The 13,551-nt window shown below is 67.0% G+C and carries 17 protein-coding genes; 3 read left to right on the forward strand and 14 right to left on the reverse strand.

Annotation, left to right across the window (positions count from 1 at the left end; translation table 11 throughout):
- Positions 1-9: 9 nt before the first annotated feature.
- Complete coding sequence (locus tag ACP7AB_RS02000) at positions 10-369, reverse strand: hypothetical protein (RefSeq protein ID WP_425987224.1); 360 nt, start codon at positions 367-369, stop codon at positions 10-12.
- A gap of 298 nt (positions 370-667) precedes the next feature.
- Between ACP7AB_RS02000 and ACP7AB_RS02005 the strand changes: the two genes are divergently transcribed.
- The 3 genes from ACP7AB_RS02005 to ACP7AB_RS02015 all read left to right on the forward strand — a co-directional run bounded on the left by ACP7AB_RS02005 (position 668) and on the right by ACP7AB_RS02015 (position 4,275).
- Positions 668-2,257 (forward strand): DEAD/DEAH box helicase, encoded by a 1,590-nt coding sequence (locus ACP7AB_RS02005; protein ID WP_425987225.1) that lies wholly within the window; start codon positions 668-670, stop codon positions 2,255-2,257.
- A 113-nt stretch (positions 2,258-2,370) separates the two neighbouring features.
- Positions 2,371-3,426: a diguanylate cyclase domain-containing protein gene (locus tag ACP7AB_RS02010; protein ID WP_425987226.1), complete on the forward strand. Its 1,056-nt coding sequence runs from the start codon at positions 2,371-2,373 to the stop codon at positions 3,424-3,426.
- A gap of 66 nt (positions 3,427-3,492) precedes the next feature.
- On the forward strand, positions 3,493-4,275 hold the full coding sequence (locus ACP7AB_RS02015) for a lysophospholipid acyltransferase family protein (protein ID WP_425987228.1): 783 nt from the start codon (positions 3,493-3,495) through the stop codon (positions 4,273-4,275).
- Here ACP7AB_RS02015 and ACP7AB_RS02020 read toward each other — a convergent pair.
- From ACP7AB_RS02020 to sufB, 13 genes are all read right to left on the reverse strand, one after another.
- Positions 4,265-4,687, reverse strand: coding sequence for a TfoX/Sxy family protein (locus tag ACP7AB_RS02020; protein ID WP_426046083.1), 423 nt, complete (start codon positions 4,685-4,687; stop codon positions 4,265-4,267). The genes ACP7AB_RS02015 and ACP7AB_RS02020 overlap by 11 nt on opposite strands.
- Entirely contained in the window at positions 4,638-4,994 is a 357-nt protein-coding gene (locus tag ACP7AB_RS02025) for a hypothetical protein (protein WP_425987231.1), read from the reverse strand. Before ACP7AB_RS02025 ends, ACP7AB_RS02020 begins: the two co-directional genes overlap by 50 nt.
- A gap of 98 nt (positions 4,995-5,092) precedes the next feature.
- Positions 5,093-5,896, reverse strand: a complete 804-nt coding sequence (locus ACP7AB_RS02030; protein WP_425987233.1) for a MetQ/NlpA family ABC transporter substrate-binding protein — start codon at positions 5,894-5,896, stop codon at positions 5,093-5,095.
- A gap of 22 nt (positions 5,897-5,918) precedes the next feature.
- Positions 5,919-6,581, reverse strand: a complete 663-nt coding sequence (locus tag ACP7AB_RS02035; protein WP_425987234.1) for a methionine ABC transporter permease — start codon at positions 6,579-6,581, stop codon at positions 5,919-5,921.
- Positions 6,581-7,576 carry a methionine ABC transporter ATP-binding protein gene (locus ACP7AB_RS02040; protein WP_425987235.1) on the reverse strand — a complete coding sequence of 332 codons (996 nt, stop codon included), beginning with the start codon at positions 7,574-7,576 and terminating at the stop codon, positions 6,581-6,583. Before ACP7AB_RS02040 ends, ACP7AB_RS02035 begins: the two co-directional genes overlap by 1 nt.
- A gap of 1 nt (position 7,577) precedes the next feature.
- Positions 7,578-7,997 carry a HesB/IscA family protein gene (locus tag ACP7AB_RS02045; protein ID WP_425987237.1) on the reverse strand — a complete coding sequence of 140 codons (420 nt, stop codon included), beginning with the start codon at positions 7,995-7,997 and terminating at the stop codon, positions 7,578-7,580.
- A 9-nt stretch (positions 7,998-8,006) separates the two neighbouring features.
- Positions 8,007-8,393: an SUF system Fe-S cluster assembly protein gene (locus ACP7AB_RS02050; protein WP_425987616.1), complete on the reverse strand. Its 387-nt coding sequence runs from the start codon at positions 8,391-8,393 to the stop codon at positions 8,007-8,009.
- A 5-nt stretch (positions 8,394-8,398) separates the two neighbouring features.
- Positions 8,399-9,613 (reverse strand): aminotransferase class V-fold PLP-dependent enzyme, encoded by a 1,215-nt coding sequence (locus ACP7AB_RS02055; RefSeq protein WP_425987619.1) that lies wholly within the window; start codon positions 9,611-9,613, stop codon positions 8,399-8,401.
- 137 nt (positions 9,614-9,750) lie between these two features.
- The gene (gene sufD, locus ACP7AB_RS02060) at positions 9,751-10,767 is read right to left on the reverse strand and encodes a Fe-S cluster assembly protein SufD (protein WP_425987238.1); all 1,017 of its coding nucleotides are present in this window, start codon (positions 10,765-10,767) and stop codon (positions 9,751-9,753) included.
- Positions 10,764-11,513, reverse strand: a complete 750-nt coding sequence (sufC, locus tag ACP7AB_RS02065) for a Fe-S cluster assembly ATPase SufC (RefSeq protein WP_425987240.1) — start codon at positions 11,511-11,513, stop codon at positions 10,764-10,766. Before sufC ends, sufD begins: the two co-directional genes overlap by 4 nt.
- A complete protein-coding gene (locus ACP7AB_RS02070; protein WP_425987242.1) occupies positions 11,514-11,819 on the reverse strand; it encodes a hypothetical protein in 306 nt (101 codons plus the stop codon).
- Positions 11,816-12,085 carry a hypothetical protein gene (locus ACP7AB_RS02075; RefSeq protein ID WP_425987244.1) on the reverse strand — a complete coding sequence of 90 codons (270 nt, stop codon included), beginning with the start codon at positions 12,083-12,085 and terminating at the stop codon, positions 11,816-11,818. The genes ACP7AB_RS02070 and ACP7AB_RS02075 overlap by 4 nt, the downstream gene beginning before the upstream one ends.
- Positions 12,082-13,548, reverse strand: a complete 1,467-nt coding sequence (gene sufB, locus ACP7AB_RS02080; RefSeq protein ID WP_425987246.1) for a Fe-S cluster assembly protein SufB — start codon at positions 13,546-13,548, stop codon at positions 12,082-12,084. The genes ACP7AB_RS02075 and sufB overlap by 4 nt, the downstream gene beginning before the upstream one ends.
- Positions 13,549-13,551: the final 3 nt, after the last annotated feature.

The following is a 13,551-nucleotide window of genomic DNA, read 5'->3' on the forward strand; positions in this document are numbered from 1 at the left end:
GCGAGTGTCCTATCGCCCCGGCTGCAGGACGTTGGTCACCCGCCGGCCCAGCGGATCGCGCGACACCCAACTCTCGCCCAGGCTGGCCTCGATCAACGGAGAACAGAAGCGCGAGATCATCATGAACGAGGGCCGGATGCCGTTCAGGCAGATGCGCTCGCCCTCGACGCGCCAGCGGGCCGCCAGCCGGCGACCGTCGGAGAACTCAGCAGAATAGGAGCCGTCCTGATTGAACCAGTGCTTGACCCAGCCGCCGTCCGGATAGCGCGACAGGACGGTGTTGCCGAAGGTCTCGTCGATCTCGGCCGAGGCCGTGATCGGGGCCATCACGGCCGCCGCCAGCGCCAGGGCGCCGATCCATTTCCTCATGCCCTGACCTCACGCGGCATTCCAATCCCAAGGGTCGATTATTACCGTTCGTTCACGAATTGCCAAGCGATGCCGTGGCCCGCGAATACTTGACTCTGGCGAAGGGGCTTCTATATCCGGCCCACGTTCGGGACAGGACTGGCTTACCGCGCCACCCGCTCGCCCAAGAGACAGGGTGGTTCCGCGTATTCCCCGCCTCGCCACCGATGGCGCGGCCCTCCTCGATCGATCCGTCTCGCATCGGTCGAACAGTCCCAACCCGGCGCCCCTGGCGACCGGGCCTTAGTCCTAAGGACGCATGACCGAATTCTCCCAGCTGGGCCTCTCGCCCACGACCCTGCAAGCCGTGATCGACACCGGCTATACGACCGCCACCCCGATCCAGGCCCAGGCCATTCCTGTCGCCCTCGCCGGCCGCGACGTGCTCGGCATCGCCCAGACCGGCACCGGCAAGACCGCCGCCTTCACCCTTCCCCTCATCGAACGCCTGTCCAAGGGCCGCGCGCGGGCCCGCATGCCCCGCGCCCTGGTCCTGGCCCCGACCCGCGAGCTGGCCGACCAGGTCGCCATGAGCTTCGAGAAATACGCCAAGGGCACCAAGCTTTCGTGGGTGCTGCTGATCGGCGGCGTCTCGATGGGCGACCAGGTCGCGGCCCTGAACAAGGGCGTCGATGTCCTGATCGCCACGCCCGGCCGCCTGCTCGACCTGTTCGAACGCGGCAAGATGATGCTGAACGGCGTCGAGCTCATGGTCGTCGATGAAGCCGACCGGATGCTCGACATGGGCTTCATTCCCGACATCGAGCGCATCTTCAAACTGACGCCGCCGAAGCGCCAGACCCTGTTCTTCTCGGCCACCATGCCGCCCGAGATCACCCGTCTGACCCAGGCCTTCCTCAAGGACCCGACCCGGATCGAGGCCTCGCGCCCCGCCATGACGGCCGAGACCATCACCCAGTATCTGGTCCGCATCCCGTCGGCGGACCCCAAGGCCAAGCGCGCGGCGCTGCGGGCCCTGATGGAGCGGGCGGACGTCAAGAACGGCATCGTCTTCTGCAACCGGAAGTCCGAAGTCGACGTCGTCGCCAAGTCGCTGAAGCAGCACGGCTTCGACGCCGCCCCGATCCACGGCGACCTGGATCAGTCTCTGCGCACCAGGACCCTGGCGGACTTCCGGTCCGGAGCGCTGAAGATCCTTGTCGCGTCCGACGTCGCCGCGCGCGGACTGGACATTCCCGACGTCAGCCACGTCTTCAACTACGACGTCTCGCACCACGCCGACGACTACGTCCACCGCATCGGCCGCACCGGCCGCGCGGGCAAGACGGGTCAGGCCTTCATGATCGTGACCCCGGCCGACGACAAGTCGCTCGACAAGGTCATGAAGCTGATCAAGATGCAGCCTGAAGAACTGGTTCTGGATCTCGACTGGTCCAACCTGGGCGGTGCTCGCCGGTCGGAAGGTCGGCCAGCGGCGGCTCGTCCGGCCGAGCGCGCCGAAGGCCGTCCCGCCCGGGGCCGCAGCCGTGGCGAACGCCCGGCGCCTGAGCCCGTGGCCGAGGTCGCTGAAGCGGCTCCCGCCTTCGCGCCCGCGGAGGCTTCGCCCGAAGGTGAAACCGCGCCGCCCGCCCGGCGCACCCGCAGCCGCCGCTCCAGCAAGCCCGTCGAAGCCGCTCAGGTCGAGATCGCGCCCGCCGAAGTGGTCGCGGCGCCCGTCGTGTCGGAACAGGCCGCCAGGCCCGTCGCCGCCGCCGAACCCCGCCTGCGTCAGGCCGATCGCCGACCCGGCGGCCGGACCGAAGGCGATGCGCCGCCGGCCCGCGAAGGCGCCGGTTTCGGGGGAGACATCCCTGCGTTTCTACGTCGCTCGACCTCTCGTAAAGGTTGAATTCCGGGCCGGGTTCGCCGCTTTAACGGCCTCGCTTAACCCGGTGTTACGGAACGCCGGTCTAGAGTTCTGACCATAGAGCGCTAAAAAAGAACGCCGGTCGGAAAAACAGAATGTCCACACAGGTGCAGACCACGCTCCGGGGGCCCGAAGCCTTCGGCCTCGCCCGCAAGGCGGTCGAGGAGATGGAGCGTGCCGGCGTGTGGCCGACCCCGCTCAATTTCGAGCTGTGGCTTCACTACCTCGGCGATCCCGACGGCGCGCTCGGTCAGGAGATGCTGCGTCTCCTCGCCGTCGGCGATGCCTTCACCGAGGGCACAGCCGAGATGCTCGCCGCCGAATACCTGCCCCGCGGCCGCCTCTCGGAGGAAATCCGCGACGCCGGCGCCGTGCTGAACCGCGAACTGTCGACCGTCTCGGAGGCCATTGCCAAGGCCCAGCGGTCGCAGGCTGCCTATGGCGAGACCCTGGCCGGAGCCTCCGCCCATCTGGAAGGCGCGTCCGAGCCGACCGTCCTGCTCGGCGTCGTGTCCAAACTGACCAAGGCCACGACCCAGGTCCAGGCCGAGAACGCGACCCTCGAGAAGCGTCTGGAGACGTCGACCAAGGAAGTCGCCCGTCTGCGCGAGCACCTGGAACAGGTCCGCCGCGACGCCATGACGGACGCCCTGACCAACCTCGCCAACCGCAAGGCCTTCGACGAAGAGCTGCTGCGGGCCTGCGACGAGGCCGAGAAGAAGCGCCAGACCCTCAGCCTCGCCGTCATCGACATCGACCATTTCAAGCGGTTCAACGACACCTGGGGTCACCAGACCGGCGACCAGGTCCTGCGCTATGTCGCCAGCGTCATCGGCCGCGTATCCAAGGCGCCCCGCGTCGCCGCCCGCTATGGCGGCGAAGAGTTCGCCATCATCTTCCCGTCGGAAAGCGCCTCGGTCGTCGAGGCCGCGTTGAACACCATGCGCGAGGAAGTCGGGACCCGCGCCCTGCGCCGCCGCTCGACCAACGACGAGCTCGGCGCCGTGACCATCTCGGCCGGCGTCGCCCAGCGTCGCCCCGGCGAGACCGGCTCCTCCCTGCTCGACCGTGCCGACGAAGCCCTCTACGCCTCCAAGCGCACCGGACGGAACAAGGTCACCAACGGCGAGCGGCTGGAACAGGCGGCCTGATCAAACCGGTCAAGGTCGGGCGCCAATCTGGTGAACCTGATCAACACACTCTGCTAGGCTGACCGGATGCGAAGTTTTGCGTTCAATGTCGCCTACTGGTTTCTGTCGATCGGCTACGGGCTGACCGCCGCCTTCGCTGCGTTGGCGCCCGGCCGGGACGCCACCACCTGGGTCATCCGCCACTATGTGAAGCGCATGGTTCAGGCCATGCGGATCTTCGCCGGCATCCGCATCGAGGTGCGCGGCCGCGAACGTCTGCCCAGCGGCGCCTTCATCATCGCCTCAAAGCACCAGAGCTGGGGCGACGGCTTCGCCACCTATGACCAGTTCGATGATCTTGCCTTCGTCACCGGCGACCATCTGGAGAAATTCCCGCTGCTGGGGACCGTGCTGCGCAAGCTCGGCGCCATCGTCGTCAACAACTGCGGCGGCCGCGAAGCCCGCGATTCGCTCAAGCAGAGCGGCGCGACCGCCCATGCCGAGGGCCGCAAGATCCTGATCTACCCCGAGGGCAATCTGGCCAGGGTCGGCGAGAAATTCCGCTATCGCTCGGGCGTCTGGCACATGTACCGCGACTTCAACATGCCGGTCGTGCCGCTGGCCTCCAACCTCGGCCTGTTCTGGCCGCAGGAGGCCTATGCGAAACATCCGGGCGTGGCGACGTTGGAGTTCCTCGATCCGATCCCGACCGGCCTCGGCAAGGAGGAGTTCCTCGCCCGGCTCGAAGCCGTGGTCGAGAGTCGCACCGCCGAACTGATCGCCGAGGCGCGCGGCGGTCCTGTCGTGCCGAACGTCCGCGTGCTCGCGCCCGATGAAGCGGCCCGGGCCAGGGCGCCCTCTAAGGCTTAGCCTTGGGCTTGCGCGGCTTCTTCGCCGCCGCCTTGCGCAGCGCCGCGTCGATCGACCGGCGCGCCCAGTCGACGGCCTCGTCCGGGTCGTCGAGCGCCGTCTCGGGCAGCGACCAGTAGGCCATGCTCATCGTTTCACCGCCCTTGGTCGGATAGGTGAACTGGCGCGATCCGGCCGCCTGCAACAGCGGTTCGTTGATCTCGTCGGCCTTGAGCCAGACCGTCCCGTCGTCCAGCAGGGCGAAGATCAGGCCGTGGGCATAGACGGCGCCCGCGCCGAACATCCGCTTGATCTCGATCTGGCCCAGGGCCGCAAAATGCTCCCGCATCCATTCGCCGAAGTCGGGGTCGTAGGCCATCCGGTCAGGCCGCGATCGAGTCTCGCCGGCGGAGGAGACGGTCGAGCCAGCCAATCAGGGCTCCAATGCCCGCGCCGCAGGCCGCGCCCACTGCGACGGCCGATATCCATTGAATCGGCGTCCAGTCGGCGCCGCCGAACAAGCCGTTAGCGGTGAACGCGAGCGCGCCGACGCACGCTGTCGCCAGGCTCATGCCTGCCACCGACAGACGCCTCGAGCGAGCACGCGGAAGGAAGTCCAGGACGAAGGTCGCCATGGCGGCGGCCAGCGCGCTCGCGGCGAAGGTCAGGGCGGAGGTCTCACCGTCTTTTCTGATCCAGTGAAACAGGGCGATCAGGCCGGCGATGAGAATCCCGGTCACGACAGCCCGGAGCGCGCGAGCGCCGAGGGAGGGGTGCGACGCCAGACTGTGAGCATGCGGTCTCATCAGGTGATGATGACCTCAACTCAGAGAGCTCGTCAAGCCGCCGGCACAACCGCGCCGTCGTACTTCCGGGCGATGAAATCCTTGACCGCCTGGCTGCGCAGGGCCCGCGCCAGGGCCTGGATGCGCGGGTCGTTCTGATTGTCCGGCCGGGCGACCAGATAGTTCACATAGGGGCTGTCGCCGCCCTCCAGCGCCAGGGCGTCGGTCTTCGGCTTCAGGCCGGCGTCGAGCGCATAGTTGGTGTTGATCACCGCCAGATCGACCTGGTCCAGCACGCGCGGCAGGGTCGCCGATTCAAGCTCGCGGAAGCGCAGGGCCCTTGGATTTTCGGCGATGTCCCGCACGCTCTGAAGCGGGTTGGTCGGGTCTTTCAGGCGGATCAGCCCCGCCGTCTGCAGAAGGATCAGGGCGCGCCCGATCGAAGACGCATCGTTCGGGACCGCCACATCGGCCCCGTTCGGCAGTTCGGCCAGCGTCTTGAAGCGGCGCGAATAGGCTCCAAGCGGCTCGACATGCACGCCCGCCACGGTGATCAGATCCGCATCCCGGGCGGCGTTGAACTCGTCGAGATAGGGCTTGGTCTGGAAATAGTTGGCGTCGATGCGACGCTCGGCCAGCTGGGTATTGGGCTGAACATAGTCGTTGAACACCTTGATCTCGATCGGGAACCCTTCGGCCGCCAACGTCGGCTTGATGAATTCGAGGATCTCGGCGTGAGGCACGGCCGTCGCCCCCACGATCAGCGGCGCCGAGCCGTCTGCGGCCTTCTCGGCTCCCTGCCCGCAAGCGGTGAGAGCCAGGGCGGCGGCGGCGAGGATCAGGGTGCGTCGAAGCATGGGAGCTCTCAGGTCATCAAAATCAGCGGTGCGAGACCCTAGCGACCAGACGGTCGCCGATCATCTGCAGAATTTGTACGAGCACCAGCAGCAGAACTACGGTCACCACCATGACATCGGTCTGGAAGCGCTGATAGCCGAACCGGATCGCCAGGTCTCCGAGCCCTCCGGCGCCGACGACGCCGGCCATGGCCGTATAGCTGACGAGCGCGATCGCCGTGACCGTGGCGCCCGCGATGATGCCGGGCATGGCCTCGGGCAGCAGGGCGCGGGTCACGATCTGGAAGGTCGAACCGCCCATGGCCTGGGTCGCCTCGACCACGCCCTTGTCGACCTCGCGCAGGGCCGTCTCGACCAAGCGCGCATAGAAGGGCGCCGCCCCGACGACCAACGGCGGGATGGCGCCCGCGACGCCCAGCGACGTCCCGACCAGCAGCACCGTCACCGGCAGCATGACGATCAGCAGGATGATGAAGGGCACCGACCTCAGGATATTGACCACGAGCGACAGCAGGCCGTTCAGCACCGGATTGGCCGCCAGCCGTCCCTTGCCGGACAGGAAGAGCAGCACGCCCAGCGGCACGCCGAACACCACGGTCAGCACCATGGCCCCGCCCAGCATCAGCAGGGTGTCGCGCGTCGCCCGCAGGATTTCGGGCCAGTCGATATTGACGAAGAACTCCATCACAACGCCTCCACCACGACGCCGCGCCCGGTGAGCTGGGCCACCGCGGCGTCCGCGTCGCCCCCCGTGAAGGCCACGACCATCTGGCCATAGGGTTCGCCCCGGATGCGGCTGATGCGGCCGGAAAGGATCGAATAGTCGACCCCCGTCGTTCGCGCGACGCGGCTGAGTTCGGGCTCGTAGGTCGAACCGCCCCGGAAGGTCAGTCTGGCCAGCCGCCCGCCGGCGGGAACGACCGAGGCCTCATAGGTCTCGCCGCCCTCGCCCTCGGCCAGCATGGCGCGGGTCACCGGCGACTTCGGGTGCAGGAAGACATCGGCCGTCGCCCCCTCCTCCACCAGCCGCCCGTCCTTGAGCACGGCGACCCGGTCGCAGACGCGACGCACCACCTCCATCTGGTGGGTGATCAGGACGATGGTCAGGCCGAGGTCGCGGTTGAGCCCGTCGAGCAGGCCGAGGATCTCGTCGGTCGTCTCCGGGTCGAGCGCGCTGGTCGCCTCGTCGCACAGCAGGACGTCGGGTCCGCAGGCCAGGGCGCGGGCGATGCCGACGCGCTGCTTCTGGCCGCCGGACAGCTGGGCGGGATGTTTCTTCGCGTGCTCCGTCAGGCCGAGCTGGTCCAGAAGTTCCGCCGTCCGCCGTTCGATCTCGGTCGCTGGACGGCCTTCGAGCTGAAGTGGAAAGGCGACGTTCTCGGCGATGGTTTTGGCGTTCAGCAGGTTGAAATGCTGGAAGATCATGCCGATGCGCCGGCGCGCGGCGCGCAGCTCGCCTAGCTTCATCGCCGTGATCTCCTGATCGCCGACGAACACCTTGCCCGCGTCCGGGGTCTCCAGCCGGTTGATCGTGCGGATCAGGGTCGACTTGCCGGCGCCAGAACGGCCGACCACCCCGAACACCTGCCCCCTGGCGACAGACAGATCGACGGCGTCCAGCGCCACGCGCACACCCGCCGCGCTGCGATAGCGCTTGGTCACGCCTTCAAGCCGGATCATGTCAGTCGGTCTCGAGCGCCGCGGCCGGGATGATGGTGACGCTCTCGCCGCAGCCGCAGGCGTCGGTCTGGTTCGGATTGCGGAACACGAACTTGGACGCCAGCCTGGTCGCCTCGTAGTCGATCTCGGACCCGATCAGGAACAGGATCGCCTTGGGCTCAACCAGAATGGTGACGCCCTTGTCCTCGACCACCTCCTCGAGGGGGCTGATCTGATCGGCATAGGCGAAGGTGTATTCCTGACCCGCGCAGCCGCCGTTCTTCACACCGACGCGCAGCCCGACATAGGCCTTCTCCGCATTGGCCATGATCTCGCGCACCCGCTCTGCGGCGGCGGCGGTCAGGGTCACGACCTTGGGGCGTGGGCGGCGGGGGCGTCCCCCGGTCAGGCCGGAGGATGACGATGTCTCGAAGTCGGTCATCGCGTCACCTCAGAACATGTTCAAGGCCAGCTTGGCCTCATCGCTCATCTTGGAAGAATCCCACGGCGGGTCGAACACCAGGTTGGCGCGCGCCGACTTGATGCCCTCGACCTTCATCACCGCGTCCTCGATCCAGCCGGGCATCTCCCCGGCCACCGGGCAGCCGGGCGCCGTCAGGGTCATGTCGATCAACACGTCGCGGTCGTCCGACAGGTCGACCTTGTAGATCAGGCCCAGCTCATAGATGTCGACCGGGATTTCCGGGTCATAGACCGTCTTCAGCGCTGCGATCAGCGCATCGGTCAGCCAATCCAGTTCGGCCTGAGGCAGGGCGGCTTTCTGCGGCTCCGCCCAGGTCTCGGCGAAGGCGTCGCTGCTGCTGATCTGTCCGTCCATCTCGCTCACAAAAAGAACTCCCGCGCCTTGATCAGCGCGTCCACGAAGGCATCTGCATCCTCTGTGGTGTTATATAGGGCGAAGCTGGCCCGCGCGCTCGACGTGATGCCAAATCGCTTCGACAGCGGCTCGGCGCAATGCACACCGGCCCGCACCGCGACGCCGTACCGATCCAGGATCTGGGCCACGTCGTGGGCGTGCGCCCCTTCGACCGTGAAGGTCAGGATGGCGCCCTTGCCCGGCGCTTCGCCGATGATCCGCAGCCAGTCCAGGCCGGACAGGCGGGCGACGACATGGTCGTACAGCGCCTGTTCATGAGCGGCGATCGCCGCGCGGTCGAAGGTCATGAACCACTCCAGCGCGGCTCCCAGACCGATGACCTCGAGGATCGGCGGGGTGCCCGCCTCGAACCGGTGCGGAATGCCGGCATAGGTCACCGCGTCCTCGGTGACGGTGGCGATCATCTCGCCCCCGCCCTGATACGGCGGCAGGGCCTCCAGAGCGGCGCGCTTGCCGTACAGCCCGCCGATACCGGTCGGGCCGTACAGCTTGTGGCCGGTGAAGATGTAGAAGTCGCAGTCGAGCGCCTGGACGTCGGGACTGCAGTGGACCGCGCCCTGGCAGCCATCGACCAGCACCAGGGCGCCCGCCGCATGGGCCAGGTCGGCGACAGCCTTCACGTCGTTCACCGTGCCCAGCACGTTGGACATCTGGGTCACGGCGACCAGCTTCGTCCTCGGCCCGATCAGCGCCGCCAGACCCGCCATGTCCAGCGAACCGTCGTCCAGCACCGGCGCCCATTTCAGCACGATGCCCAACCGGTCCCGCAGCATCGACCAGGGCACGATGTTGGCGTGGTGCTCCATCTGGGTGGTGACGATCTCGTCGCCGGGCTTCAGGCTCTGCGCCAGCCCCGCCGCGACCAGGTTGAAGGCCTCGGTGCCGCCCTTGGTCCAGACGATCTGGTCGGGGGTCTCGGCATTCAGGAACCGGGCGACGGTCTCGCGCGCCTGCTCGAACGCCTCGGTCGTCTCGTTGGCCAGAGTGTGCAGGCCGCGGTGGACGTTGGAATAGCTCCCCTCCATCGCCGCCGTCAGGGCGTCGATCACCGCCCGCGGCTTATGCGCCGAGGCGGCCGAGTCCAGATAGACCAGCGGCTTGCCGTTCACCGTCCGCGACAGGATCGGGAACTGGGCCCGGGCGGCGTAGGGATCGAACAGTCCTCCCCCATTGGGGGAGGTGTCGCGGCGCGCTTGCGCCGTGACGGAGGGGGTCAGCCGCGAAGACAGTGTCTGGGGCAGGCCCCCTCCGTCTCCTCCGCTACGCTTCGGAGCCACCTCCCCCAAGGGGGGAGGATTCAAAGTCGAGCCGTCAGCCATGACCTCACCACCTCTCTCGCGCCTTCGTGGGCGATGCGGTCAACGACCTCGAACAGGAAGGCCTGGGTCAGAAGCGCCCTCGCCTCGTCCGCCGGAATGCCACGCGACTGCATGTAGAACAGGGCGCTTTCGTCCAGATTGCCGATCGTATTGCCGTGGGCGCACTGGACATCGTCGGCGTAGATTTCGAGTTCCGGCTTGGCGTCGACCTCGGCCCGTTCGCCCAGGATCAGGGCGTGGTGGCCCATGCGGGCGTCCGTACCGTCGGCCCCGCGTTCGACCACGATCTTGCCCTGGAAAACGCCCCGCGCCGTATCGCGCACGACGCCCTTGGTCAGCTGGGAGGTGACGCCGTTGAGGCCGTTGTGGCGAACGACACTGGTCAGGTCGGTGTGGCGCGCGCCGGACAGGGCGTAGAGGCCGTCCAGCGTTACTGCCGTCGCCTCGCCGCCGTGGGCCAGATGGGTTTCCTGACGCTGCAGCCTGGCGCCGCTGGCGATCGTCGTCTGGCGGTAGACCGAGCCGGGAGCCGTCTTCACATGGGCCACGGCGATCGAGATGGCGTCCGCCGGTTCATCGACCATAACGACCCGCGTGACCTCGGCACCGGCTGGAACATCCAGATCGATCCGATAGTTGGCGACGTATCCTGCGCCGGCGCCTTCATGGCTTTCTAGCAGGGTCAGCCGCGCGCCGGGCTTGACCGCGATCCGCACCGAGGCGCTGTGCCCTGTTCCGGTCGCGTCCGAAACGAACCGCAGCCGCAACGTCTGTTCGCCCGAGGCGACGAAGGCGTCGGCCCCGACCGCCCGGCCGTTGGCGAAGGCGATCTCCTCGCCGCCGAGCGCGACGAAGGGCCCGCCGGAGACGATCTCAACCGCCGGCGACGGCGGCGGGGTCTCGCGCAGCACGCGGTGCAGGTCGGTGTATTTCCACGCCTCGACCCGCCGCGACGGGAAGGTCGAGGGATCGCGAAGATCGACGGCGGTGCTCATGCGGCCTGCGGCAGGTATTTGTCGTACCCTTCCGCCTCCAGCTGATGCGCCAGTTCCGGCCCGCCCGAGCCCACGATCCGACCGGCGGCCAGAACGTGGACCCGGTCGGGTTTGATATAGTCGAGCAGCCGCTGATAGTGGGTGATGACCAGCATGGCGCGGTCGGGCGAGCGCAGGGCATTCACCCCCTCCGACACGATCCGCAGGGCGTCGATGTCGAGGCCGGAATCGGTCTCGTCGAGGATCAGCAGCGACGGCTCCAGCAGGGCCATCTGCAGGATCTCCATCCGCTTCTTCTCGCCGCCCGAGAAACCGACGTTGAGCGGCCGCTTCAACATGTCGAAATCCATCTTCAGCGCCGCCGACGCCGCCTTGACCTGTTTCAGGAAGGCGGGGGCCGAGACCTCCTCTTCGCCCCGCGCCCGCTTCTGGGCATTCAGCGCCGTGCGCACGAAGGTCAGGGCGGGAACGCCCGGAATCTCGATCGGATACTGGAACGACAGGAAGACGCCCCTGGCCGCCCGCGCCGCCGGGTCGAGGTCGAGCAGGCTTTCGCCCCGCCATTCGACCGAGCCCTCGACGGCCTCATAGCCGGGCCGTCCCGACAGGGCATAGCCGAGCGTCGACTTGCCCGCGCCGTTCGGCCCCATGATGGCGTGCACCTCGCCGGCGGGAACGTCGAGCGTCAGCCCCTTGAGGATCGGCTTGTCGCCGATGGAAACGTGGAGGTTGGAGATGGAGAGCATTCAGTTGGACTCGGGACCGGGTTGAACGCGGGTCAGATCCTGACGAGCGTCGTAGAAGGAGATGATCAGGACCTCGTCAGCGAGAACCTGGAACACGATGATCTTGTGCCAGCGAATGAGGCTGGCCTCTCTCAGACCCTCCCAGCGCGACGGCCGAAAGCGATAGGGACCCGCGCCGGCCTTCCGCGACAGCGCCTCGCTCTCCGCCAGAGCGCGATCGGTCAGACGTGGATCGAGCCGCTCGAGGTGATCCAGCCAATCCCGCTGCCCGTCGCGTGCTTCCTTTGACCATTGGACCAGCCTCACCGCTTGAAGCGAGCCTTGAGCTCGGAGAAGACGTCGTCATGGCTGAAGGTTCGCCCCGCCGCCACATCCGCCAAACCTCGCTCGATGGAGGCAGTTTGCTCTGACGACAGGGTCGAGGCAGACGTCTCGATGTCCGTCACGAACTGCTCGGCCGCGGAAGCGATGAACTCCTCGAGCGGCATGCCGATCTCGGCTGCGGCACGCTTGAGCCGATCAGCAGCATCGGACTCGAACGGCACAGAAATGGTTTCCATGGCTTGCCTCATCCCACGCTCCCCTCAAGCGAGATCGCCACCAGCTTCTGGGCCTCGACGGCGAACTCCATCGGAAGCTTCTGCATGACGTCGCGGACGAAGCCGTTGACCAGAAGGGCCACCGCCTCCTCCTGCGACAGGCCACGCTGCTGGGCATAGAATAGCTGATCGTCCGACAGGCGCGTGGTCGTCGCCTCGTGCTCCAGCTGGGCCGAGCCGTTGCGGGCCTCGATATAGGGCACGGTGTGCGAGCCGCAGTCGCCGCCGATCAGAAGGCTGTCGCACTGGGTGAAATTGCGCACCCCGGTCGCCTTGGGATGCACCGAGACCAGGCCGCGATAGGTCGAGTCCGATTTCCCGGCCGAGACCGCCTTGGCGATGATCCGCGACTTCGAATTCTTGCCCAGGTGGATCATCTTGGTGCCGGTGTCGGCCTGCTGATGTCCATTGGTGATGGCGATCGAATAGAATTCGCCCGAGCTCTCCTCGCCCTTGAGGATGCAGGACGGGTATTTCCAGGTCACGGCCGAGCCGGTCTCGACCTGGGTCCAGCTGACCTTCGACCGGTCGCCCCGGCAGTCGGCGCGCTTGGTGACGAAATTGTAGATGCCGCCCCGCCCTTCCGCGTCGCCCGGATACCAGTTCTGGACCGTCGAATATTTGATCTCGGCGTCGTCGAGCGCGACCAGTTCGACCACGGCGGCATGCAGCTGGTTCTCGTCGCGCATCGGGGCCGTGCAGCCCTCCAGATAGGAGCAGTAGCTGCCCTTGTCGGCGATGATCAGGGTCCGTTCGAACTGGCCCGTCTGGCTCGCATTGATGCGGAAATAGGTCGACAGCTCCATCGGGCATTTCACGCCCGGCGGGATGTAGACGAACGACCCGTCCGAGAAGACCGCGCTGTTCAGGGCCGCGAAATAGTTGTCCGACACCGGCACGACCGATCCCAGATATTGCCGCACCAGTTCAGGATGTTCCCGCAAGGCCTCGGAAATCGGCATGAAAATCACCCCTACCTTGGCCAGCTCGGCCTTGAAGGTGGTGACCACGCTGACACTGTCGAACACGGCATCCACGGCGTATCGCGGAGCCCCTTCGACGCCGGCCAGCACCTCCTGCTCCTTCAGCGGAATGCCCAGTTTCTTGTAGATCTCGAGGATTTCCGGATCGACCTCGTCCAGCGACTTAGGCCCGTCCTTCTTCTTGGGGGCGGCGTAGTAGAACAGCGACTGGTAATCGACCGGCGTGTATTTCACCGACGACCAGGTCGGCTCCTCCATCGCCAGCCAGCGCTCATAGGCGGCCAGCCGCCATTCCAGCATCCACTCCGGCTCGCCCTTCTTCTCGGAGATGAAGCGGACGATGTCGGCGTTCAGCCCGCGCGGGGCGAACTCCGTTTCGATGTCCGAGGTGAAGCCATGCTCGTACTTCTCCAGCGCGGCGACGGCGTCGATGGTTTCCTGAACGGCGGCCATGAT

This window comes from Brevundimonas sp. TWP3-1-2b1 (assembly GCF_049896165.1).
GTDB lineage: Bacteria > Pseudomonadota > Alphaproteobacteria > Caulobacterales > Caulobacteraceae > Brevundimonas > Brevundimonas subvibrioides_B.